The sequence below is a fragment of the Xanthomonas hawaiiensis genome, from assembly GCF_031834635.1.
In the GTDB taxonomy this organism is placed as follows: domain Bacteria; phylum Pseudomonadota; class Gammaproteobacteria; order Xanthomonadales; family Xanthomonadaceae; genus Xanthomonas_A; species Xanthomonas_A sacchari.
Genome location: NZ_CP115873.1, coordinates 1,464,728 through 1,487,567, shown reverse-complemented (window position 1 = coordinate 1,487,567; position 22,840 = coordinate 1,464,728). Strand labels below are relative to the sequence as shown.

General features: G+C 66.6%; 15 protein-coding genes and 1 pseudogene. 1 reads left to right on the top strand and 15 read right to left on the bottom strand.

Annotation, left to right across the window (positions count from 1 at the left end):
- Positions 1-381 precede the first annotated feature (381 nt).
- The 8 genes from PG878_RS06525 to PG878_RS06490 form a co-directional block, all read right to left on the bottom strand.
- Positions 382-954 carry a hypothetical protein gene (locus tag PG878_RS06525; protein ID WP_209029630.1) on the bottom strand — a complete coding sequence of 191 codons (573 nt, stop codon included), beginning with the start codon at positions 952-954 and terminating at the stop codon, positions 382-384.
- Positions 955-997: 43 nt separating this feature from the next.
- Positions 998-1,447 carry a hypothetical protein gene (locus tag PG878_RS06520; RefSeq protein WP_244663461.1) on the bottom strand — a complete coding sequence of 150 codons (450 nt, stop codon included), beginning with the start codon at positions 1,445-1,447 and terminating at the stop codon, positions 998-1,000.
- Between the two features lie 247 nt (positions 1,448-1,694).
- Positions 1,695-1,862: a hypothetical protein gene (locus PG878_RS06515; protein WP_209029628.1), complete on the bottom strand. Its 168-nt coding sequence runs from the start codon at positions 1,860-1,862 to the stop codon at positions 1,695-1,697.
- A gap of 67 nt (positions 1,863-1,929) precedes the next feature.
- Entirely contained in the window at positions 1,930-2,163 is a 234-nt protein-coding gene (locus PG878_RS06510) for a RebB family R body protein (protein ID WP_010343225.1), read from the bottom strand.
- 162 nt (positions 2,164-2,325) lie between these two features.
- The gene (locus PG878_RS06505; protein WP_209029627.1) at positions 2,326-2,892 is read right to left on the bottom strand and encodes a sigma-70 family RNA polymerase sigma factor; all 567 of its coding nucleotides are present in this window, start codon (positions 2,890-2,892) and stop codon (positions 2,326-2,328) included.
- Positions 2,893-3,132: 240 nt separating this feature from the next.
- A complete protein-coding gene (locus PG878_RS06500; RefSeq protein ID WP_209029626.1) occupies positions 3,133-3,441 on the bottom strand; it encodes a hypothetical protein in 309 nt (102 codons plus the stop codon).
- On the bottom strand, positions 3,438-5,642 hold the full coding sequence (locus tag PG878_RS06495) for a hypothetical protein (RefSeq protein WP_209029625.1): 2,205 nt from the start codon (positions 5,640-5,642) through the stop codon (positions 3,438-3,440). Before PG878_RS06495 ends, PG878_RS06500 begins: the two co-directional genes overlap by 4 nt.
- A gap of 716 nt (positions 5,643-6,358) precedes the next feature.
- Positions 6,359-6,538, bottom strand: a complete 180-nt coding sequence (locus PG878_RS06490) for a hypothetical protein (RefSeq protein ID WP_209029623.1) — start codon at positions 6,536-6,538, stop codon at positions 6,359-6,361.
- A gap of 264 nt (positions 6,539-6,802) precedes the next feature.
- Between PG878_RS06490 and PG878_RS06485 the strand changes: the two genes are divergently transcribed.
- Positions 6,803-7,891, top strand: a complete 1,089-nt coding sequence (locus tag PG878_RS06485; RefSeq protein ID WP_209029622.1) for a sialidase family protein — start codon at positions 6,803-6,805, stop codon at positions 7,889-7,891.
- Between the two features lie 167 nt (positions 7,892-8,058).
- On the opposite strand, the gene PG878_RS06480 is transcribed toward PG878_RS06485, so the two are convergent.
- From PG878_RS06480 to PG878_RS06450, 7 genes and pseudogenes are all read right to left on the bottom strand, one after another.
- Positions 8,059-8,778 (bottom strand): copper homeostasis protein CutC, encoded by a 720-nt coding sequence (locus PG878_RS06480; protein ID WP_209029859.1) that lies wholly within the window; start codon positions 8,776-8,778, stop codon positions 8,059-8,061.
- A gap of 14 nt (positions 8,779-8,792) precedes the next feature.
- Positions 8,793-9,857, bottom strand: coding sequence for a glycosylasparaginase (locus PG878_RS06475; protein WP_209029621.1), 1,065 nt, complete (start codon positions 9,855-9,857; stop codon positions 8,793-8,795).
- 266 nt (positions 9,858-10,123) lie between these two features.
- Entirely contained in the window at positions 10,124-10,813 is a 690-nt protein-coding gene (locus PG878_RS06470; protein WP_209029620.1) for a hypothetical protein, read from the bottom strand.
- The gene (locus PG878_RS06465) at positions 10,810-15,099 is read right to left on the bottom strand and encodes an RHS repeat-associated core domain-containing protein (RefSeq protein WP_311186026.1); all 4,290 of its coding nucleotides are present in this window, start codon (positions 15,097-15,099) and stop codon (positions 10,810-10,812) included. The genes PG878_RS06470 and PG878_RS06465 overlap by 4 nt, the downstream gene beginning before the upstream one ends.
- Before the next feature lie 515 nt (positions 15,100-15,614).
- Complete coding sequence (locus PG878_RS06460; protein ID WP_209029619.1) at positions 15,615-16,094, bottom strand: chemotaxis protein CheW; 480 nt, start codon at positions 16,092-16,094, stop codon at positions 15,615-15,617.
- Positions 16,095-16,167: 73 nt separating this feature from the next.
- On the bottom strand, positions 16,168-17,505 hold the full coding sequence (locus PG878_RS06455) for a chemotaxis protein CheB (protein WP_209029618.1): 1,338 nt from the start codon (positions 17,503-17,505) through the stop codon (positions 16,168-16,170).
- Positions 17,492-22,516, bottom strand: a pseudogene (locus PG878_RS06450) (hybrid sensor histidine kinase/response regulator); the annotation flags it as partial. The pseudogene PG878_RS06450 and the gene PG878_RS06455, both read right to left, overlap by 14 nt.
- Positions 22,517-22,840 lie beyond the last annotated feature (324 nt).

Genomic DNA, 22,840 nt, shown 5'->3' with positions numbered 1-22,840 from the left:
GAACCTGTGAAACCGTGTGCGGCGTTTGTCTCGCCAGCGTCGCCGCGATGTGCGCGCGACGCAGGAACACCGACCGCGATACGCCGCGACCTCGACCGATGCGTGTTGCAACCACTGCGGCGCAGGCCGCCTCGCTGCCTCCGCCGCCATGCAGTGCGATTCACCAGTACTGCAGTCGAACGGACGATGGCCGGGCGACCTGACACCGACTGCATCACCGATGGTGCGCAGCTGCGTTCGCTGCCGGGACGTGGCGCCAGCGCAGCCGACGCATGCCACACGCGCCAGACGCCATGCCTACGTTCGTGCGCAGCGGACACGCGCACACGGCGCACGCCTCCGCGTGGGATACGCGGAGGCGTCGCCGTGCAGCGGAACGGCTCAGCCAGCGGGCGGCGACGATGGCGCTTGCGGCTCCGCGGCCGGCGCGGCCGACTCGGCCGCGATGAGCCCCTGCGCACGCGCCGCCTCGACCACCGCCTGCATCTGCTGGGCCAGGCTGCCGAACTCACGCTCGAAGCACGCGCGCACTTCGGCCTGCACGAGATTGGCGAGGCGATCGGCGATCTGCGACATCACCAATTGATTGCTGCCGCCCTCGCCGCTTTGCGGCTGGCGCAACTGGTTCGGCCGCAACTGGCCCAGCGAGTCGGCCGACTGGACCGCCTTGAGCACTGCCGCTTCGCTGGCCGCGGTGGCCCCGTTCAGTGCGCCCCGGCTGTTCTGCATCGTCTGCTGCATCTGCTGGATCAAGCCTTTCACGCGCTCGCGCTCGGCATCGATCAGCGACGGCGAGGTGCCGGCTGTTTCGGCGGCAGGCACTGCCGGCGGTGCGGACGTTTCCGACGCGAAGCGCCGCAGTTGCTCTTCCTCGGCGCCGACCAGTGGACGGCCCAGCCACTTCTCGGCGAACTGGCGCAGCGTGGCGAAATCGGATGCTTGGTTGTCCTGCATGGTGCTCCCCTGTGCGTGTGGTGAAACCGGTGGTGCAAGCGGCCTAGGTGGACGCGGACTTGCGGCCGCGCATCAGGTCCGCGTACTTGGCGATGCTCTGGTCGATCTTGTCGATGGCGAAGCCGGCCGACTCGGCCTCCAGTGCGCCGGCCGCTGCCGCGACCGCCGCGGCGGCACCGACCAGCACGTCGGTGGCCAGCACGCCCAGCGCATCCTCGGCGGCCTGCTCCATCTTGTTCTCGGCCAGGTTCTCGGTCATCTGCTTGAGCAGCACGCCCTGGCTGGCCAGGGCCATCTTGCTGACGCCGTCGAAGTACACCGCCGCCGATTGCGCGATCAGGCCCGAAGCCTGGCTGATCAGCATGTTCGAGCCGACCACGATCTGCGACGGCGCATAGGCCATGGTCTCGGCATTGCTGAGCTGCACGGCCTGCACGATCTTGCTGTTGAGCGCATCGCTGGCCGGGCTGGCCGCCGAGGCCTGCGCGAGCATGTGCGTGTTGAGCGTCCTCAACATGGACGGCGGTGGCGGTGGCGGTGGCGGCGAGACTGCGGCCGCAGACGATGACGTGGGTGGCGCTGCGCCATCGCCACCTGCGGCTGGTGCGGCGGCGGCGCTGGATTCGGCGGCGCTGGGCGCGGCGGCGCCTGCAGCAGCGGCGGCGGGCGCGTTGCCGCTCGCCGACGCTGTGGCGGACGGGTCGCTAGCCGCAGCCGCAGCCGCAGTTGGTGCTGGTGTGTCAGCCACCGCAGCCGATGGCGCTGGCGATGCGTCGGTCGTCGGCGGTGCCGCCGCAGGCGCGTCCGGCGTCTGCGCCGCAGCCGCAGCGGATGCCGGCGCCGTTGCCGCGCTGGCCGGCGCCGCGGCCGTGGGGGATCCCGGGGGTTTCTTGCTTGCGAAAGGCCACATGCCACTCTCCTGATGGATGGATCGGTGCCCGCCTCAGCCGCCGCGGCGCGGGCCACGGCGCTGCATCACTTCTCGCCGATCGCCATGATCAGCGCCACCGCCTTGGACACCACGGCGTTGGAGACCTGGTTCAGCGCCTGCTGGCTGTGCACCGCGTTCTGCAACGCCAGCCCGGTGGAGTGGCTGGAGACCTGGTACAGCGAGGCGATCGCCTGGGCGGGCGCCTCGGCCACCACCTTGACGTTGGTCTGGGTGACCGCGTCGGTGATCTGCGAATTGACGAGCGTGTTGTCTGCCATGAGCCTAGTTCCTTGGTGAGTCGCCTGCCGGGGAGGCGCCGCGACGGGGATGGCCGGTGCCACGCCCCGCCGCGGCGCCCGCGATGCCGCGGCCCTGTGCGGCCCGGCGTGGAGGGAAAACGCCGCCGTGGGCGGCTTGTGAAACCGCAGCAGCCGACGCCCTCACTCGGCCACCATCGCCAGCCGCAGCCGCTTGCGCAGCAGTTCCACGCGCTTGCGCGCCAGCGGCTGGTTGATGCGCAGCAGGTTGGCGATGGCCGGATACGGCAATTCCTCGACGAAGCGATAGGCGAACAGGCGGCGCTGCTCCCGACTCAGCGCCGCCACCGCCGCCACCACGCGCTCCATCTGCTCCTCCAGCTCGGCGCGTTGCAGGGCGGTCATTGCTTGATCGGCCACGGCGTCCACTTCCTTAGCCTCGGACGGGCGGTCCAGCGGTTCGCCGCCACCGCGGCGCCGCCGCACCAGGTCCAGGAACACGTGGCGCAGCACCACGAACAGGAATCCCTGCGGGTCGGTCATCGCCTCCGGCGAGCGGCGCATGAACAGCAACGCCTTCACCGCGGTATCCGACAGCAGGTCCTCGGCCGCGTCCGCACGCCCGTTGGCCAGCCGCAGCGCACGCCGCCGCAGGTCCGGCAGCGTCGCGCGCCAGGCGCGGGTGAACATCTCGTCGGCCTCCACGAATCGCTTGGCGGTCGTGCCTGCCTTTTCCTTTGCCATCTCCATCGCATGCTCCGAAATCCGGTTGTGCGACGAGTCTCTGTGGCGGTCGGCGGCAATAGCTGTTCCCTGGGTGACAACCGCGGGCGCGATGCACGCGCAGCCGCACGGCGTGTGGCGTGCGCGCGCGCTTTGTCTACGCCTGCATACGGCTAAAGCGGCGGCGCTGCGGTTATGTGGGCCAGTCGCGCAAAAAAATGGGCCCGCTTCACGGACAGCGGGCCCGAATCGTGTCTTGCGAGCGGCTCAGCGCAACAGCTTGATCAGCGCCTCCAGCACCTTGTGGTCGCTCAGCGCATGCAGCAAGCGCTGCACGTCCGCCGTGGCCTCGGTTGCCGGCGGCACCGGCGTCGGCGCTGGTGCCGGCGACTGCGACGACGGTGTCGGCGGCTCCTGCGGCGGCGTCGCGGCCGGTGCGGTCGCCGTGCCGGCCGCCGGTGTGGGTGTCGATGTCGGTGCGGGCGTGGTGACGGCCGCATCCCCGCGCGACATGCCCGTGTGCCAGAGGTAGGCGGCGACGTCGTCCGTCGCCGTCGCGTCCCAGGCGCCGATCATGCCGCTGCCGGCGGCGAGCGCCGCACCACGACCACCGAGGCCGGGCCCTTGAAGCCATCCAGCGATTCCAGCCCGAGCAGGCTGCCAGTGACCTCCAGGGCGTTGGTCGGCCCCACCGTGGCGCGCCAGTAGCTCAACGCCAGCCTGCGCAGCAGCACGGCCATGGTCTGCAGCAGATCCACCTGCAGTTCGTTCTGGTTGCTCGGCAGCAGCTTGTAGATCAACAGCACCAGCATGCGCAGGTATTCGCGCTGCACGCCGGTGTGCTCCACGCCCTGGCCGTCGGCGCCCAGCAGGTAGGACCGCCAGTTCTGTACGACCAGCAGCGCACGCACCATGGCCTGGTAGCGCAGCGCTGCGGCCGGGGCGTCGCCGGCGCAGTACAGCACCAGCTTGCAATAGGTGCCGAACAGGAACTCGGCCTGCGCCGGGTCGTAGATCGGCTGCAGCGCCGCCTGCAGTTGCCCCTGCAGATACGCCTGGTTGTTGTTCAGCGTCTCGGCCAGATCGCCGGGCTGCTGGCTGATGGCGATGAACTGGGCGATCTGCGCCCGGTCCAGACCCTGCGCCTCCATGCTCAGCACCGCATTGCCGACCGCCTCCAGCACGTCGGTGTCGATGTAGCCGTCCAATTGCCGATAGCCGCGATTGAGCCGGTAGCCCTGCACCGAATCGAACAGCGCCGAGGCGCCGGTGATGGCGTTGCTGCCCAGGTTGGTGTCGAATGCCAGCCACGGGTAGCGTGCGGCCATGTAGCTGCGATAGTAGTAGTCGTGCCCCAGGCGGAACGTGTACAGCGGGTTGTTCTCCACCAGCGCGTGGTAGACGTCGCGACCGCCGTCGAGCGATGGCTGGTCCAGCGCTTCGCTCAGCGCCATCACGTTGCGCTTGGCGTTGTAGCCGGCCAACTCGCGCGACAGCGGTGCGTTGATGTCGAAGCGACGCAGCACGTGGCCGTCGTGACTGAAAGCCGTGTTGCTGAACAACTCCTCGAACAGGCCCTGCGGGGTCGCGGTCCCGCGGGTGGGGCGTGGCGTGGCGCCGCGCTTGCCCTTCGCAGCGTTCCAGGCATCCAGCACGTGCACGGACAGCGCGGCGTAGAAGCGCGCATCCGGGTCGCCGATCTGGTGCAGGTAGTAGCCCGTCACCGAGCGGTTCTCCGCACCGAAACCGCTGCCCTCGCCGCAGTGGATGTGCACGATCGCGCGCAGCGCGCGCTTGCCGCCACCGCTGCCGAAATTGGCGCTCAGCGCGTTGGCGTTGCGCTGCAGCCAGGTGAACAGTTCGGCGTAGTTGCCGACCTTGTTCTCCGCGCCGAGCAGGTCCAGCCCGACGATGGTCGAATCGCTTTTGCCATTCCCTGTCAGCAGCGGCGCGATCTTCTTGTCCAGGAAGTCCTTCAGCTTGTCGTCGGCCATGTAGTGGTCGGCCGAATGCACAAGCAGGCGGTAGTCGGTGCCGTACTGGACGTTGTAGTCCTGCGCCAGCTCGGCCAGTTGCGGAATCTCGTCCTCGGTGGCAGCGGCCTGGATCAGCAGCACACCGTCCTCGCGCAGGTAGCCGAAGGTCGACCACACCCACATGCGGTAATCGGCCTTCTGCGAGTCGCTCCAGGTGGTGTATTTGGCCGGATCGCCCTGGCAGAGCTGCTTCACGAAATGGCCGCGCAGCTTGTAGGCATCGTCGAACGGTGTGTACTTGCTGGCGCTGTAGAACTTGTTGTTGAAGTAACGCACCAGGCTGCGCAAGTTGGCGCTGGGCGCCTCCGCCGAGGCCAGGGCCGGGGCGACGATCTCGGCGTCAACCAGCGTGTAGAGCATGGGCGATTGCGGCGGCAGCGCCAGTTCGCTGCGCGCATAGCCGTACTCGGCGGCGATCACCTGGCAGGCGATGTAGATGTTCTCCGCCACGCATTCGGCACGTTCGTATTCGGTGCGGTCGCGCTTGGCCAGCAGCTTTGCGAAGGGATTGCTGCTGCGCTCGCTCATCAGCGTCAGCGCATAGCGGAACAGCAGCAGTTCGCCCTTGGCCGTCGCATGCGGATCGTCGGCATAGAAGCGCTGTGCCAGCAACTGCGCCAGCGATGGCCGCGTGTCGTCCAGGGCCTTGCGCTGGGTCGGCAGGATGCCGGTGAAGTGGCTGTGGAAATCGCAGACGTAGCGGTTCAGTTGAGTCTGCTCGGCAAGTTTGAAATAGGCCATGGCGGATCCTTGAAGGGAAGAGAACGGCAGCGGCAGCCGCCGCCCGGGAACAGGGCCGCAGCCCGGTTTGCAGGCGCTATCCGCGGCGCGCCGACGTCGCCATGCGGAAGCAAGGAAGGACGCGCTTCGCGCGGCGGCGAAGATCGGCAAGACGCGCAGACAGCTGCGCCAAAGCCGTGGACCGGCGCGAGCACGCGCAGCGCGCGCAGCAACGCCTGCGGGGTCGACGGCGCACTGCGCGCATCCCAGGACGGCGCCAGGGCCACCGCCAGGCAGGCCAGGGTCACGCACATGCCCTGGCGCAGACGTGCCCACTGCCGCAGCCGCCGGCGCTGTTCGGACGACAGGGCACGGAACCGGGATCCACCTGCGCGATCGGGCATGGCGTTGCTCCACGATGACGGGACCACCCCGGTGGCATGGCCGCAGCGCCTCGGCGACACGGCACGCGCCCGGGATGGAGGGCGACGTCCCTCTAAACGTGGCCGCGGCGGCGCCGTGAATGTGGCGCGTGTCGGATGCAATCGCACGAAGGCAGACGGAGCGCGGCATGCGCACGCGGTGCGTGCTTCCAGATCGGCACGCGGTGCCTGTCGTGTGCTATCGCGTGCTCTTGTGGCGCAGGTCGCGGCCGTAGGAGCGGATCGCATGCGGCCGTCCCCTCACCCCCGGCCCCTCTCCCGAGGGGAGAGGTGAGTGCACGTCGCGGGCTGGGATCAGCGGGTGGCGGCAGCGCCCACGTTGAACAACTGGAACGCGCGGATGTACGCGGCATCGACGCTGGACAGGATGTTCAGGCGCACGCGCGAGGCGGTGACCGCGGGGAAGTGGTCGATCTTCATGTGGCCGATCGCCTGCGCCACCTTGACCCAGGCGCCGTCGCGGAGCACTTCCACGGTTTCCAGTTCTCGCCCTCGATCACCCCGGCCGCGTTGCCGACCCAGCGCACGCCGCCGTACTCGAACAGCGCGGTGCCGGCGAAGACTCGGCGAGCAGCGGCGGCGCGGCCAGCACAGTCGGGCCGAATGCGGCCAGCCAGCGGAGCGGGGAGATCCTCGCAATCGTCGGTCGGGCAGGCAGGCGGCTACCGGCGATGTCAGCACATGGTATTTAATTGATGATAAATAGGTATCCCCGTTCTCGGGCCAGGACCGTACCACATGATGTCGCCTTCGCTGTTTCCCCTGCTGTCGCTGTTCGCGGTGCGCGCCATCGCCGGTCCGGCCGCCGTCGCCCCGCCGCAGGCGCCGCCCTCGCCCATCGTCTACAGCGAATTCGTCAACGCGCAGGCGCCGACCGCGCAGTGCCACGCCTCCACCCTGGTGGAAACCCGCGACGGCCTGCTCGCGGCCTGGTTCGGCGGCCGCCACGAAGGTGCCGACGACGTCGCCATCTGGGTCGCGCGGCGTGACGCGCAGGGCTGGCAACCGGCGCAGCGCGTGGCCGACGGCGCGCAGGCGCAGGGCGCACCACTGCCGACCTGGAACCCGGTGCTGTTTCAGCCTGCACAAGGGCCGCTGCGGCTGTTCTACAAGGTGGGTCCGGACCCGAAGCGCTGGTGGGGCATGCAGACCACGTCCAGCGATGGCGGCCACCATTGGTCCACGCCCGAGCGCCTGCCCGACGGCATCCTCGGCCCGATCAAGAACAAGCCGGTGCAACTGCCAAGCGGCCGCATCCTCAGCCCCAGCAGCAGCGAGGACGCCGGCTGGGTGGCGCACATGGAATGGTCCGACGACAACGGCGCGCACTGGACGCGCGGCCCGGCGATGAACGACCCGGCCAGGATCGGCGCGATCCAGCCCAGCGTGCTGCTGCACAAGGACGGCCGCCTGCAGGCGGTGGGCCGCAGCCAGCAGAACCACGTGTTCAGTACCTGGTCGCGCGACAATGGCCGCACCTGGGAACCGATGACCCTGCTCGACCTGGCCAATCCCAATTCCGGCACCGACGCCGTGGTGCTGGCCGACGGCCGCTCGCTGCTGGTCTACAACCCCACCGAAGCCGGCAAGGATTGGTGGGACGGCCGCGGCGTGCTCGCCGTGGCGCTGTCCGACGATGGCCAGCACTGGACCCGGGTGCTGACCCTGGAGGACAGCCCCAAGGACGAGTTCTCCTATCCCGCAGTGATCCAGACCCGCGACGGCCGGGTGCACATCAGCTACACCTGGAAGCGCACGCGCATCAAGCACGTGGTGCTGGATCCGAAGCGATTGAGCGGCACGCTCGCAGCGGGTGCGTCACGCTGACCACGCTGCGGTCGCGCGCCGCGCACCACCCATCAGCGGTGGGCTGCGCGGTGCAGCTTGCCCCAAACCGCCGCCCCTCGTAGGAGCGGCTTCAGCCGCGACACGCGAATCTTGTCACTATCCGCCGCACCGCTGCGATCCGATGCTCACCACGCATCGGCGACGCCCTACTCCGCCAGCAGCGCCACCATCCGCCGCACCCGCGCCACATCGGTCTGCATGCGGTCGCCGCCGAGGTTGCGCACATGCGGATGCGGCGATGTCGCCCGCGACGCCAGCGGCCCTCGCGCCGAACCATGGAACTCGCGCGCGCCGGTGCGCGCGCGCAACTGCGCCAGGTTGGCTTCGGTTACGCCAGACCCCGGCATCACACTCAGGCGCGCGCCAGCCTGCTGCACCAGTTCGGCGATCAACTCGGCCCCCTCTTCCGCCGTCTCGCGCGCACCGGAGGTCAGCACCCGCTCGCAGCCCAGCGCGATCACGTCTTCCAGTGCACGCCGCGGATCGGCGCTGACATCGAAGGCGCGATGGAAGGTGACGCCGAGCGGCCCGGCCGCGGCGATCAGCTCGCGCATCGTCGCCATGTCCACCTCACCGTCCGCGGTCAGCGCGCCAAGCACCACGCCGTCGCATCCCAGGCGCACGCACTGCTCCACGTCGCGGCGCATCGCCTCCACCTCCGCCGCGTCGAACACGAAATCGCCGACCCGCGGGCGAATCAGCACGTACAGGGGAATACGCAACCGATCGCGCACCGCCGCCAGCGTGCCGAACGACGGCGTCAGCCCACCGCCATCCAGGCCGCCGCACAACTCCACCCGCATCGCCCCACCGTCCTGCGCGGCCAGCGCCGAGCCGATCGCATCGGCGGCCACTTCCAAGCCCATCGGCATGCTCCCGCTCATGCCGCCGGCGCCGCGAAATGACTCTGGCCGGGCAGCAGCAGATCCTGCCGCTGCGCATCGCAGACCGCATAGCTGAAACCGGGCTGGATCGCGAACGCACCGACCTCGCCGCGCTTGTTCATCGCCAGGAACCCTACCTGCAGATCGCGGGTGAGTTCCGGCTTGCGCCGCACGATGCGCATCACCACCTCGCGGCAGGCCTCGGCCGGGCTCTTGCCCTGGCGCATCATCTCCACCACCGCGAAACTGCCGACGTTGCGGATCACCTCCTCGCCGACGCCGGTCGAGGTCGCCCCGCCCACCTCGTTGTCCACGTACAGCCCTGCACCGATGATCGGGCTGTCGCCGACCCGCCCGTGCATCTTCCAGGCCATGCCGCTGGTGGTGCAGGCGCCGGACAGATTGCCGTGCGCATCCAGCGCCAGCATGCCGATGGTGTCGTGGTTGTCCTTGCCGCCGGGCAGCGTGCCGCGGCGATAGGCGCGATTCTCGATATTGGCCTCGGGCGCGTAGTGGGAGGTCTTCAACCACTCCTTCCACGCCTGTTCCGATTCGGGCGTCAGCAGCTTGGTGCGTTCGAAGCCCTGCGCCAGCGCGAACTGCAGCGCGCCATCGCCGACCAACATCACATGCGGCGTCTTCTCCATCACCCGCCGCGCCACCGAGATCGCATGCACGATGTCCTCCAGCGCCGCGACCGACCCGCAGCCGCCGGTGTGATCCATGATGCAGGCATCCAGCGTGACCCGCCCATCGCGGTCGGGATACCCGCCCAACCCCACCGTGTGATTGTCCGGATCCGCCTCCGGCACCCGCACCCCGGCCTCCACCGCATCCAGCGCCGCACCACCGCGCGACAGCACCTGCCATGCCGCCTGGTTCGCGGCGATGCCGAAGTCCCAAGTCGAGATCACCCGTGCTGCGCCGCGCGGCAAGGGGCCGACGCCGGCCTTGGCTTGCGCCTTGGCCACGGCGGCACGTGCACCAGGAAGCACACCGCCCAACCCGGCGGCCAGGGCGCCGAAGGCGGCGGTTTTCAGGAAGTGGCGGCGTTGCGGCATGGGAGGCTCCAGCGTTGGGAGGGCGCGCGGGAGGGGGCGCGTGGCCTTACATCATGCGGCAGAGTGGGATGGGATTAAACGACAAAAGTAGGCTTTCATGGCAAATATTTATAGGCCGCATCGATAACAAATGTCATCCAGGGACTGACATCCATGCATCGAGACAACAATGGCAAATACGCGCCCCAAAAAAATATAGACACGCGGGGATTTGTGTGTTTTTAAATTCAAGCACAGCCTTAATCAAATTTTGACAACATTCTCGATCACTGCCCAGAACAGCGCCAACGATCCACCTGACTGAAAATCGCCTCATCAAGAAAATTTATTTTACCCAATCCCGGAACCCGCTCCTTTGATATAAACCTATACTCGAGCGCATATTTCGGACCCCTAACATACCTCGAGCAACCATATTCACCTTCAACCCCTAGACCAGCACTGCGTGGAAAATCAGAAACCTTAGAACACGTGGCCACCAATTCATCGCCATCATTCATAATCAAATCAGCAACACCAGGCCCCTGCTGAGCTTTCCATATTGACCAACTCACCACATTGCCTATCCCGCTCAGAACCAATAATCCTGCCTCATAATCCCCAACATAAGCATTATTCGACCCAGAAACATTTACACCAAAATCTGCTGTTTTTTTCAACTCACGCCATTTGATGCCACGCTTTTCCTTTAACGAAAAAACATCAGCACTTATAAAATTTTTTGGCAAAAAACAACTTGACTTATCTTTTTCATTATCCAATCGATGACAGCCGCCAAATGAAAACCCCTCATCAACACTAGGAGAATCAGGCGGGACAAACCAGACACCAGGAGCAACATAGCCCGTGTCAGGGATACAGAATTCGCCATCTACCCCCGTCACTCGAAAATGATGCTCTCGATCACGGCAGGCTGAAAGAAGCATCAAAGACGCCATGAGAAAATATCTACTCATGGCCGACATGCTGGCCCCTTACACCAGTCATAACCAGTAAAGAAGGAACCATATATAGAATCCCATAGATCCCCACCAAATGCTTCTTTACTTGCACCATTAGCTTCAAAAACATCATGATGGAAGTCGGAGATAGATGATCGGCTTACCTGCCTTGGGTTAGATGAATCAGCACCAACCAGTTGCGCGACACGTGCAGCCATTAACCCCCGACGAATACCCTCCTTCTTCCGAAGCAAATCCTCCGCACGCCAATCATCAGGACAAACTGCAGGCTGATTTTCAACAATCGAAGCATCTAATTTTCGATTAGTGATATTAGAAAGAATACCACGAATACCGTCCCCCGCATTCGCTGCGACCTCGCCCGCGCGGCAGGCATATGGATCACCGCCAGCACACGCTAGGGCGTAGTAAGCGCTCCAATTACCACTATTACTTGCATTTAGCTCTTCGGGCGTATTCCAACAACCACGTTGATCGCAAGCCAACCCAAACCGATCAGTCCATTTCAAAGGACTAGCAACGCTATAGGTATAAGTAGACTGCCCACCCCATAACCCAATCGGATCACTCTGCACATACCGTCCCGTGCCCGGCTCGTAGTCGCGGAAGTAGTTCTGGTTCAGCCCGCTCAGCGCGTCATAGCGCTGCCCTGGGAAACGCATATCCAACACGAAGGCAGCGCCATCCTTGTCCGGATCCTGGTCTGGAGCAGTGGTGCCAAACGCTTCGCCCTTCAGATCCCAGCGCCAGATCGCCACGTCGCGGACCGGGTCGATCACCGCGCGCGGCGTGCCCAGGTGATCCGGTTGCACGTATCGCAGCGCGGTCTTGGCCAGCACGCCGACCGGCAGGTCGTCCAGCCAGATCGCCTGCTGTACGACCGCACCGTTGGCGTCGTAGTCCCCCATCCAATGGCCGCTCTCGTCGTACAACGTGTAGACGTTGGTCTTGCCCACGCGCCGCACCTGCTCGCCACGGCCGTTGTAGGCGTAGTTCGCTACCACCGTGCCGTTACGCTTGACCTGCGTCAGCCGGCCATTGGCGCCATACACGTACTGCACGGCCGTGCCACCGATGGCCGTCGTGTTGCCGGCCGCGTCGTAGCTGCGTGCGGTACCGGCCACGCTGCTCAGGCGGTGGCTGTTGGTCGGATAGCTGTAGGTCTGGGTAGTGGTATTGACCTTGGCGCTGAGGCGGTTGCCGGTGGCGTCGTAGGTATAGCCGTCGATCACCGTATCGGTCGGGCCGTCCTTGAACGCGGTCAGCCGGCCCAGCGGGTCGTAGTCCAGTTTGATGACCGGTGCGGTGTTGCCCGGTGCGGTCAGCGCGCTGAGGTTGCCGACCGGGTCGAAGGCAAAGCCCACCGCCAGGCCGTCGCTGCGGGTGTCGTTGACCGCCAGCGGGCGATAGTCCTGATCCAGCACCCGCTGCATCGGCCGGCCGTTGCCGTAGGTCCAGCCGGCGACCGGGCCGAACGGATAATAGGTGGCCTGGTTCAGCAGCACCTGGCGCGTGCCGCCGGGCGGGGTCACGCCGACCTCGGTGGTCTGGCCCTGGGCGTTGCGCACGTAGTCCACCACTGCCCCATCCGGGTAGGTCAGGCGGCTGAGTTGCCCGGCCTTGGTGTAGGCGTAGCGGACCACGAACACCTTGCCGTTGGTGGTCTGTACCTTGCGCACCAGATCGCCGAAGCGGTCGTAGCAGTAGTCGGTGCTGCCGCTGCCGTCCTGCATCCGGGTCAGGCGGCCCACGGCGTAGGTCTCGCCGCTGGCGCAGGTGCTCTGGCTGACGTCGTAGGTATAGCTGACGTTGAGGCTGGTGGTCGGATAGGTGACCTGGGTGAGGCGGTTAAGCGCGTCGTAGCCGTAGCTGGTCTTGATATTGCGCGCATCGGTCTGGGTGGCGCGGTTGCCGGCGCTGTCGTAGGTGTAGGTGGTGCTGCCGGTGTCCGGGCTGGTGAGCGTAGTAAGGTCGCCCAGGCCGTTGTAGGCGTAGGTGGTGTCCAGGCCCTTGGGATCGGTGACCTTGGTGAGGTTATCCAGGGCGTCGTAGCCGAACTTGGTTTCGGCGGCGATGCCGCCCACATCCTGCAGCGTGCGCGCCAGGCGGTTGAGCGGGTCGTAGTCGTTCTGGGTGGCATGACCGAGCGCGTCGGTGACGGTCTTGGTGTTGCCGTTGCCGTCGTAACCGAAGTCGGTCGGGTCGCCCTGCGCGGTAGCCTGCGTCGCCAGTTGGCCAAGCTGGTTGTAGATGCGCGACAAGGTGCGCTTGAGCGTGCCAGACGCGTCCTTGGTGTCTTCCTTGAGCCGGTTGCCGGCATTGTCCAGGGTGTAGTGGATGGTATTGCCAGCGTTGTCGGCGATATCGGTCAGCCGATGCGCCGCATCGTAGGTGAAGCGGGTGAACGCGCCATCGGGTTGCGTCACCTGCTTGACCAGGCCGGTTGGCCAGTAGTCGATCGCGGTAATGCGGTCGTCGCTCTCGCTGCTGTCGTCGGCCCCACGCACCTTGCTGGCGGTCAGCCAGCCGCGCGAGTGGTAGGTGTAATCGGTGACCACGCCATTGGCGTCCTTCGTCGACAGCACGCGGCCGGCGCCGTCATAGGCCAGGTACTCTGTGACCTGGCCGAGCGCATTGGTCACCTTCCACAGGTCGCCTTTGCGGTGCGGGCAGGTGGTCGGGGACGTGGCGCAGGTGCTGTCGTCGGAGAGGTAGTAGGTAAAGCGGGTGATGTCGCTGACATCGCTGCGCGGGCCATCCACCGAGGTCACTAGCCCCAACAACGGGCAATCGCCAGCGTCGATATCAGCCTGTTCGCAATAGGTTGAAGCAGAGGTTCGGGTAGCACCAGTGGTCGGATCGGTGCCCGACGCCGTGATCACTTGACCGCGTGCGTTGTAAGTCCAATTTTTTGTCAGAAGCAGCTTTCCGCGCTCCATGAGTTGATAGGTGGACGGCAAACCAAGATTTGCATCGATCTGGTAGACCGAAGTTCGCAATTCCTCGCCAGTGGTGGCCGACCCTTCAGTCTTCTTAGTCAACACTCCGCGGGAGTCGTAGTCATAATCGACAAAATTGCCACCAACATGCGAGACCTTGTCAAGATTGCCGAGATCATCGTATGTATATGTCTCATCACGCTGTGGGCAGCCCGTGCAATCCACAGTCAAAGACGTTACTTTTTTCACGCCATTTAGAGAAGCAACATTTCTTTTCTCCAAGGCGCCCAGCACTGTTTGTACCGATACAACCCCATCACTGCCATATTGAACAGAGAATTTATCAGCACCAGCGGCGTGCTGAGTAGAAACAGCCCTACCCGCCTGATCGTAGGAATAAGTTGCAAACCTGGCTCCAGATGCGTCAAAGATGCCAGTCAATGCACCTGGAAGATCGACTCCCCCGGTATAGTCAGGATTATTGTATTCGTAGCCAATCACACCTTCAGATCTGGCAACGGACGCAAGAAAATTTGAACTATCATAAGAGTAAAGGGCAGATTCCCCGGATGCGTCGCTGATGCTCAGGATCATCCCACGCGTATCGTACTGAAACGAAAGCTGCCTTCCATTGTCAGACCTAACTTGCAATATCCTCTTTCCAAGTTGATCGCCACCTGGAAATGCATAATCAACGGCCAAATGACGGCCACTTTTCTTGGAAATCTCGACCAATCTACCGAATTCGTCATATTTCTCGACATCAGCATTCACGGACGCCGCATATGTCCAACCAGTTATGCTCCCGGATGAATCGACATTAGAAACGAGCGTACTCAAAACACCCGAAACAGGCAGCCACTTCTCCGCAGAAAGAGAAAATTCTTCAACCTTACCGTCAGGCCGATAAACCCGAGCCTTGGACAGACCGTCCTCATTAAAAGTTTCAATGCTCCGGCTATAAGTATGCGTCCAAAAAGCGCCTAGGTCGCTATTTGCCGAACCGGCCCGGTCACTGTTGTAGTAACGCACGAACTCTGGCTGATTGCCTCCGAACCAATCAGTCTCTACCTGATATTTATTTCCGGCACCCACATTGATTGGGTTACCACAGCTCACTTTCGGGGATTGACATGACGGCGGCCCCTGATTCAACAAAGGATCATAATCCGAATCAATTTTTGAAAAAAAGGCGAGATAAAAGCACCCACTTGGATTACTCCATTGCGAGCAATACCCTACAACCTCGCCATTTTCCTTATATTCCTTAAAATACGCACCTACCTGAGGCATTCTCTGTTGATGATAGTCAACTGCCCTTCTGGCAAAAGCCATAGCCATTGCGCGAGTGCACTTTGCCGTAGGACTAGTGCAAACATCACCAGGATATGGAGGAAATGTCCGAGCCCTGTAATAAGAAACCCACCAGCAACTATCGCCATAATTTTTCCATCGCACGCATTGCGAAGCGAATTCATCGCCGGGAGGCGCAGGAATTTCAACAACATAAGGCTGGATGCTAGGCGGGTAGCGGTCCGGATCACTATAATATTTCACCCAACCATCCGTGACCGCACTCGCTCGAGCATATGAACAGTCATCCGTTCTGCTCGCGCAGCTTGCATCAGGGCCATCAGCCTTTGCGATGTCGCTGAATGCAAATACAGCCAAGAGGGAAAAAGCAAATTTCACTACCCAGATGTTTTTGCGTTCGAGACAACGAAATCGCTCAACAAAAACCCAAAAGCTCGACATGAAGCACCCTGGCATAAAATAATAAATATCAACTTCGCCGAATTTAAGCATTCAAGTTTTTTTTAAAAACTTGACTGGATTTCGAGGCAAGCGAAATCTTCTTACACGCCCGCAACAGTAAACCGCTCCACCACCATCCCCTCGATCGCCTCCAGATCCGGCAGCAAGGCGCTCTGCTCGCCCAGCAGCACGCGCATGTGCACGCCGGGCGGGAGGGTTTCTTCGGAGGCGTCGGCGAGCAGGCCGTCGCGGGGGACCGAGATCAGTTGCGGGAAGGATTGGGTCAGCAGTGCCACGTATGGCAGGTCGGGGTTGCCGCCCAGGGCCTTGAGTACGACGATCTTGTTGTTGGCCGCCACGATCTCGGCGCCCAGGCCGGTCAGGCGGGCGAAGGAGACCAGCGGCACTTTCCAGCCGTACCAGGCGATCTGGCCGAGCAGCCAGTGTGGGGCGTCGGGCAGCGGTTCGACCGGCACGCGCGACATCACTTCGGCGATGGTGGCGTTGGGCAGCAGCACGCGCTCGCTGCCGGCCAGGATGAGGACACCGCGGATTTCGTCGTTGCTGGCGTAGCTGCTCATGGAGTGACTTCGTCCTGAAAGCGGAAAAAACGCGCGATATGGGCGCAGCGGCGAATGGCGTGTGCCGCCTCGCTCAGCCGCTCCACCGCGCGGTCAAGGCCTGGGCCAGTTGCGCCGGATCGCCGCCGGGATGGCCCTGCAGGATCAGTTGCGCGCCGGCGGCGGGGTCGTAGCAGCCGTCGCCGGATTGCCCGGCCACCCAGGCGCCCTGCGCCGCCAGCGCCAGCACCGCCTCCACCTGTTGCGGGTCGCTGCCGCTGAGCAGCAGCACCGCACTGTGTGCGGCCGGCAGGCCGGCGACCACCGAGGCGCCGGCGTCCTGGGCGACGAAGCGCAGGCCGGCCGTGCCGTGCACGCCGACGTCGTCGGGCAGGATGTAGACGTTGCCGGGAACGACCGGCTCGCCGGCCTCGGCCAACAGCACCGGCAGCGCGGACACGCGCGCGATCTGCTTGACCAGGTTGCCGTAGCGGCCGCCGTCCAGGCGCAACTGCACCAGCAGCGGCAGCGGGAAGTTCTCCGGCAGTGCGGCGAGCAGGCGACGGATCGCGTCGGGGCCGCCGATGCCGGCCATCACCAGCACCGCACCGCGCGCGGCAGCACCTGCAGCGGCACCGGTCGTGGACGCGGGCTCTTCCGACTCCAGCGCGACCAGCGACAAGCCTTCGGTGGAGAACTGCGGGATGTGCTGTGGCGCGCGCGGTGCAGCGGCGAGCAAGGGCGCGTCGTCGTCGACCAGCGACCAGGCACTGGCCGGCAGCGCAGCGGGCGTGGCGGCGGGCGCCGCCGGTGTCGCATCGACGTGCGGCACAGCCGGCTGCACGGACGCTTCGCTGGCAGCGGCTTCGGCGCGCGCGAACTGCAGGTCCTCGAACCCGGGCGCCACGTCGGCCGGCGGCTGCCAGGTGTACATCCCGTCTTCCGGCGCGGCTTCGGCGAAGCTGGCGGCTTCGTCGACGTGCACGCCGATCGGCGCGTCGTCGTGCAACTGCGCCGGCGTCGCCGGCAGGCCCGGCTCCGGCTGCAGACCGGTCTCGGTCTCGCGGCCGGGCGGCAGCACGTCCTGGTGGCCTTGCAGCTTTGCCGCCAGATGCCGCGCCCAGCGTTGCGCTTCCCAGCCTTCGCGGCGCGCGGCCAGCTCGGCCTCGTCGAAGATCACGGTGATGCCGGGCAGCGCCAGCGCCGCATCCAGCCGCTCCAGTGCGTCCTCGATGGCCGGCTCCAGCGCGATCAGCACCGCCGCGGGCGCGGCGTCGGACAGCGTTTGCGCGTCGATCGCGCCGGGGTCGTCTTCCAGCACGATCGCCGCGCCGACCAGGTGCAGCGCTTCGCGCAGGCGCTCGCGCGCCTTGCCGGGACGGGCCAGCAACGCGACCGGCGTGGAGGTGGCGTCGCCGTCATTCGCGAACACGGGCGATCCCCAGCAGGTCGTAGACGTTGCGCATCAGATCCAACTCTTGATAGGGCTTGCCGAGATAGCGCTGCACGCCCAGTTCGAAGGCGCGCTGGCGGTGCTTCTCGCCGCTGCGCGAGGTGATCATCACGATCGGCACGGCGGCGTAGCGCGGATCGGCGCGCATCGCGGTCGCCAGTTCGTAGCCGTCCATGCGCGGCATCTCGATGTCGAGCAGCATCAGGTCGGGCACGCGCTCTTCCAGGCGTTCCAGCGCCTCGACGCCGTCGCGCGCGGACACCACGTCGAAGTTGTGCCGTTCCAGCACGCGGCCGGTGACCTTGCGCATGGTCAGCGAGTCGTCGACCACCATCACCAGCGGCACGCGGCGCTGTTCGGTCGGCGCGGCCTCCACCACCGGCCGCTGCGGCTGCGCCAGGTAGCGGCGGACCAGCGGGGCGATGTCGAGGATCACCACCACGCGGCCGTCGCCGGTGATGGTGGCGCCGTAGATGCCGGGCACCGAGGCGATCTGCAGGCCGACCGGCTTGACCACGATTTCGCGGTTGCCGAGCACCTGGTCGATCGCCACCGCCGCGCGCAGGTCGCCCGCGCGCACCAGCAGCAGCGGCACCTGCGCCTGACCTTCGGCGCGTGCCGGCGCCTGCCCGACCAGCGAGCCGAGGTCGTGCAGCGCGTACTCCTCGCCGCTGTAGCGGTAGCCGCCGGTGCCGGCCTCGAAGCGCTCGCGGCCGATGCGGCCGATGCCGCTGACCGAGGCCACCGGCACCGCGAAGGTGGTGTCGCCGATCTGCACGAACACCGCCTGGGTCACCGCCAGGGTCTGCGGCAGGCGCAGGGTGAAGGTGACGCCCTGGCCGCGCACCGAGTGGATGTCCACCGAGCCGCCGAGCTGGCGCACTTCGTTGCGCACCACGTCCATGCCGACGCCGCGGCCGGCCAGCTGGCTGACCTGGTCGTAGGTGCTGAACCCGGGCGCGAAGATCAGCGCATCCAGTTCGTCGTCGGACAGCGCCGCGTCGGCGGCGATCAGGCCGCGCTGCTCGGCGCGGCGGCGGATCGCCTCGCGGTCGAGCCCGGCGCCGTCGTCGGCCACTTCCAGCACGATTTCCGAGCCTTCGCGGCGCAGACGGATGGCGATGTTGCCCTCCTCCGCCTTGCCTGCGGCGCGGCGCTGTTCCGGCGTTTCCAGGCCGTGCGCGACCGAGTTGCGCAGCATGTGCTCCAGCGGCGCGACCATGCGGTCGAGCACGTTGCGGTCGAGTTCGCCGTGGGTGCCTTCCAGGCTCAGATGCACCTGCTTGCCGGTCTCGCTGGCGGCCTGGCGCACCACGCGCCGCAGCCGCGGCACCAGGCCGTCGAACGGCACCATGCGCGCGCGCATCAGCCCGTCCTGCAGTTCGGAACTGACGCGCGACTGCTGCTGCAGCAGGCCGTCGTACTGCCGCGCCAGGTCATCGAGCACGCCCTGCAGGCCGCCCAGGTCGGCCGCGGACTCGTTGAGCGCGCGGCTGAGCTGTTGCAGCGTGGAGAAGCGGTCCAGTTCCAGCGGGTCGAAGCTCTGCTCGGCCTGGTCCTGTTCGCGCTGGTAGCGGGCGACGATCTGCGCCTCGGTCTCCAGGTCCAGACGCCGCAACTGGTCGCGCAGACGCGCGTTGGTGCGGTCCAGTTCGGCCATCGCGCCACGGAACGCGCCCAACTGCTGCTCCAGCCGCGAGCGGTAGATCGCCACTTCGCCGGCATTGTTGACCAGGCGGTCGAGCAGGTCGGCGCGCACGCGCACCTGTTCCTGCATCGGCCGCGCGAGCGTGGACTCTTCGTCCAGCGCGCCCTCCACCGGCAGCGGTGCCGACAGCGGCGTCGCCACGGCTGCCACGGCGGCGGCAGCCTGCCTGTCCTCGATCGCCGCGACCGGCGCCGCAGCGGCGGTGTCGGCATCGCCGATGGCAGCAGCAGGCGCCTGCCCGTGTGCGCGCGCGTCGAACGCGCCGATCAGGTCCTGCGGCATCGCCACCGCGCGGTGGTTGCCGGTCAGGGTCAACAACTGGTGCAGGCGGTCGAAGCCGCGCTCCAGCAACTGCACGTCCTGGCGGTCGAGTTCGGCGCGATGCGCGGCCACCACCTCCAGCAAGGACTCGATGCCGTGGCCGAGATCGCCGATGGCATTGATGCCGGCCATGCGCGCGCCACCCTTGAGCGTGTGCAGGTCGCGCTGCAGGCCGCCGAGCACCTCGCGGTCCTGCGGCGCGGCGCGCAGTTCGGCGATCAGGCGGTCGCAATGGTCGAGCAGGTCCTTGCCTTCGTCGACGAAGATATCGACCAGTTCGCGATCGAGGTCGGCGAAGTCCAGCGGGCCGAGATCGACGGCCGACAGATCGGTCCGCGCGGCATCGGCCGCGGCATGCGCGGCGTCCGGGTCGGACGGCGGGGGCGCGGCTGCCTTCGACACGTGCGGATGGGTCGTTTCGTGGGCGTGATCGGCCGACGCCGCTTCGGCGGCGTCGTCGTGCGGCGCGCCATCACCCGCACCACCGGTCGGTGCGACGTGTTCCGCATCCGCCTCGGCGTCGGTGTGTTCGCCCACTGCGTCGGTGGCGAGGGACGCCGCATCGCCTTCGTGCGTTGCGTCCTCCGGATGCGCTGCGGCATCCGGCGTCGCGCCGCCGTGCTCAGCGGCGGCCTCGGTATCGTCGTTGGCCGAGGCCACGCCATCGTGGCGCCAGCCGCCCGACGGTGCCAACGGCTGCTGGTGCAAGCCGATCGCAGGCGCGTCGTCGTTGAGCTGTTGCTCGTGCGCTTCCGCGGTGTCGTCGGCCGGTGCGTCTGCGACGCCATGCGTGGCCTCGTCGTCCGCTCCCTGCGACGCCTGCGCATGTGCATCGTGGACGTCGTCGGCCGGCGTTTCGGTCGCCTGGTCCGCGGCATCGCCGTCGGCTGCCATGTCCTCTGGCGCCTGCGCATCGTGCGCGTGCTCGGCATCATCCTGGGTGTCGCCCGCGTGCGCGTCGGCCGCGTGGCCTTCGGCATCGCCGTCGGCTGCCGCATGATCGGATGCCTGGACATCCTGCGCATGGTCGGACACGTCCTGCGTCGCGTCGACCTGCACCTCGGCCTGGCGATCTTCGGAATCGTGCGCTTCGCCGTCGTGCGACGGTGCCTGGACGTCCTGTGCGTCCGTGGCCGTGTCGGTCGCGGCATCGGCGGCGGCCGCATCGGCCCTCGCGTCCGGGGCCGCAGCCGCATCCAACGCGTCCGGTGCGGCATCGTCCGCCACCTGCTCGGCGCTCAGCGGCGCATCCACGGTCAGCTCGTCGAGCTGGCCTTCCTGCGCCAATGCCGCCTGTTCGTCGGCGTCGCGTTCGTCATGCGGTACCGCCAGCGCTTCGACCGATGCCTCATCCTGGCTCGGCGCATCGTCGTGCTCGGACGTCGGCTGGGCCACGCGCGACGTGTCCTCATCCACAGAGACCGGCATGACGGCCTCGCTGTCGAGGGTGGCGTCGGTTTCTGCCGGCGTGGACGCCGGTGCCTCTTCAGAAGACGGCACGGACGCCAAGTCCGCATGAACACCGGCGGCGTGCTGGTCGACGTCGCCCTCGCCTGCCTGCCCGGCCGCTTCGTCCACCGGCAGCGTCTCGTGCAGATGCGCGGCATCGCCCAGGAACGCCGACAGATCGTCGGCCGCGGTGAGTTCCACCGCCTGCACGGCCTGCGTATCGAGGCCAGCCTCGGTCGGTGCCGACGCGGACAGGTCTTCGTCGTCCTCGTCGTGCGCGATCGGCGGCCACTGCACTTCCGGCAGGGTCTCCACCAGCGCGCGCAGGCGCTGCGACAGCTCGGTGAAGGGCGGAATCACCGGCGACGGCGCCTGCAGTTCCGCGATGGTGTCGGCGACCGCGCGCGCGGCGTCCTCGAGCGCACGCACGCCCTCGCTGCTGGGCACGCTGCCGGCGGCCAGCGTGCGCTTGACGTAGCTCTCGGCCGGGCCGGTGACCGCGGTGATCTCCGGCACGTCGGTCATCGCGAACGCGCCGCTCATGGTGTGCACCGCGCGCAGCAGCGCTTCGGTCGCGGGCTGCGGTGCGTCCTGCAGCCAGGCGTGCACGGTCTCCAGATGGGTGGCGACCTCGGCTTCGAGGATCTCGCGCAGCACGCTGTCCACCGACGCCGGCGTCCCCGCGCGCGGTGCGGCGCTCGCCTGCGGGGTGGCGAAATAGAACGCGTCCTCGCCGGCGGCGATGCGCTCGGCCACCGCCTGGATCGCGTCCAGGTCGGCCTGCACCGTGCCGTTGCCGCGCAGCGCGGCATTGAGCTGCGGCAGCACCGCGTAGGCCTGCTCGACCATGGCCACCACCGCCGGACTGGCCGGGCGCGAGCCGTCGAGCACGCGGTTGAGCATGCTCTCGATCTTCCAGCTGAACTCGCCGAGCACGCGCGCGCCGACCAGGCGGCCGCTGCCCTTCAAAGTGTGGAACACGCGGCGGATCGGCCGCAGGCTTTCCATGTGGCCAGGCACAGCGCGCCAGGCCGGCAGCAACGTACCGAGATTGACCAGTTCCTCGTCGAACTCCTCGAGGAACACGGCGCGGATTTCCTCGTCGATCTCGCCATCGCCGTCGATGAAACCGGCTTCGGCGGCAGGCGGCGCGGCGGCCGGCGCGGCACTCGCCTCCGGGCTGGCGGGCGTTGCGGCCGCGGGCTCGCCGCTGCGCGCGGCCGAGGTCACGTCGAACTGCGCGGCGGCAGCCTCCAGATCGGCCAGGAACGCAGCTTCCGCGTCCGACACCGGCGCAGCGGCGGCAGCGTGTTCCGGCGCCGGCTCGGGCGTCGCCTGTTCCTCGGCGTCCAGCGCGGCATGCGCCCGCGCCGACGGCGCATCGGCCACGGCGTCGGTGGGTGCGTCCTCGCCGATGGCGGCAGGGCCGGCATCGGCGTGCACCTGGTCATCCAGGGGAGCGTAAGGACTGGTCTCGCCTGCGGTGTCGCTGGTGGCGGCCTCCGCAGGCTCGGTCGGAATGGCCTGCGTAACGTCTTCGGCAGCGGTATCGGTGGGTTCAGCCGGCCCTGCCGCATCGAGGCGCTCGCCGTGCGCGATGTGGGACGCAGCGTCGGCCAGCGCAGTCGTATCCGACGGCGGCAGCGCGGACGCGGCCTGCTCGTCATGCGAGGCCGGGGTGGCGTGCCAGTCGAGCGTGTGTACCTCGTCGGCTGCCGTGTTCGGCGCGTCGGCGAAAGCAGGCGCGTCTTCCAGTTCGATGACCAGCGGCGGCGTGGCGGCGTCGGTGTCCTCTGCAGGGGCGGGCGCGTCGACGATGATCAGATTGGGATCGTC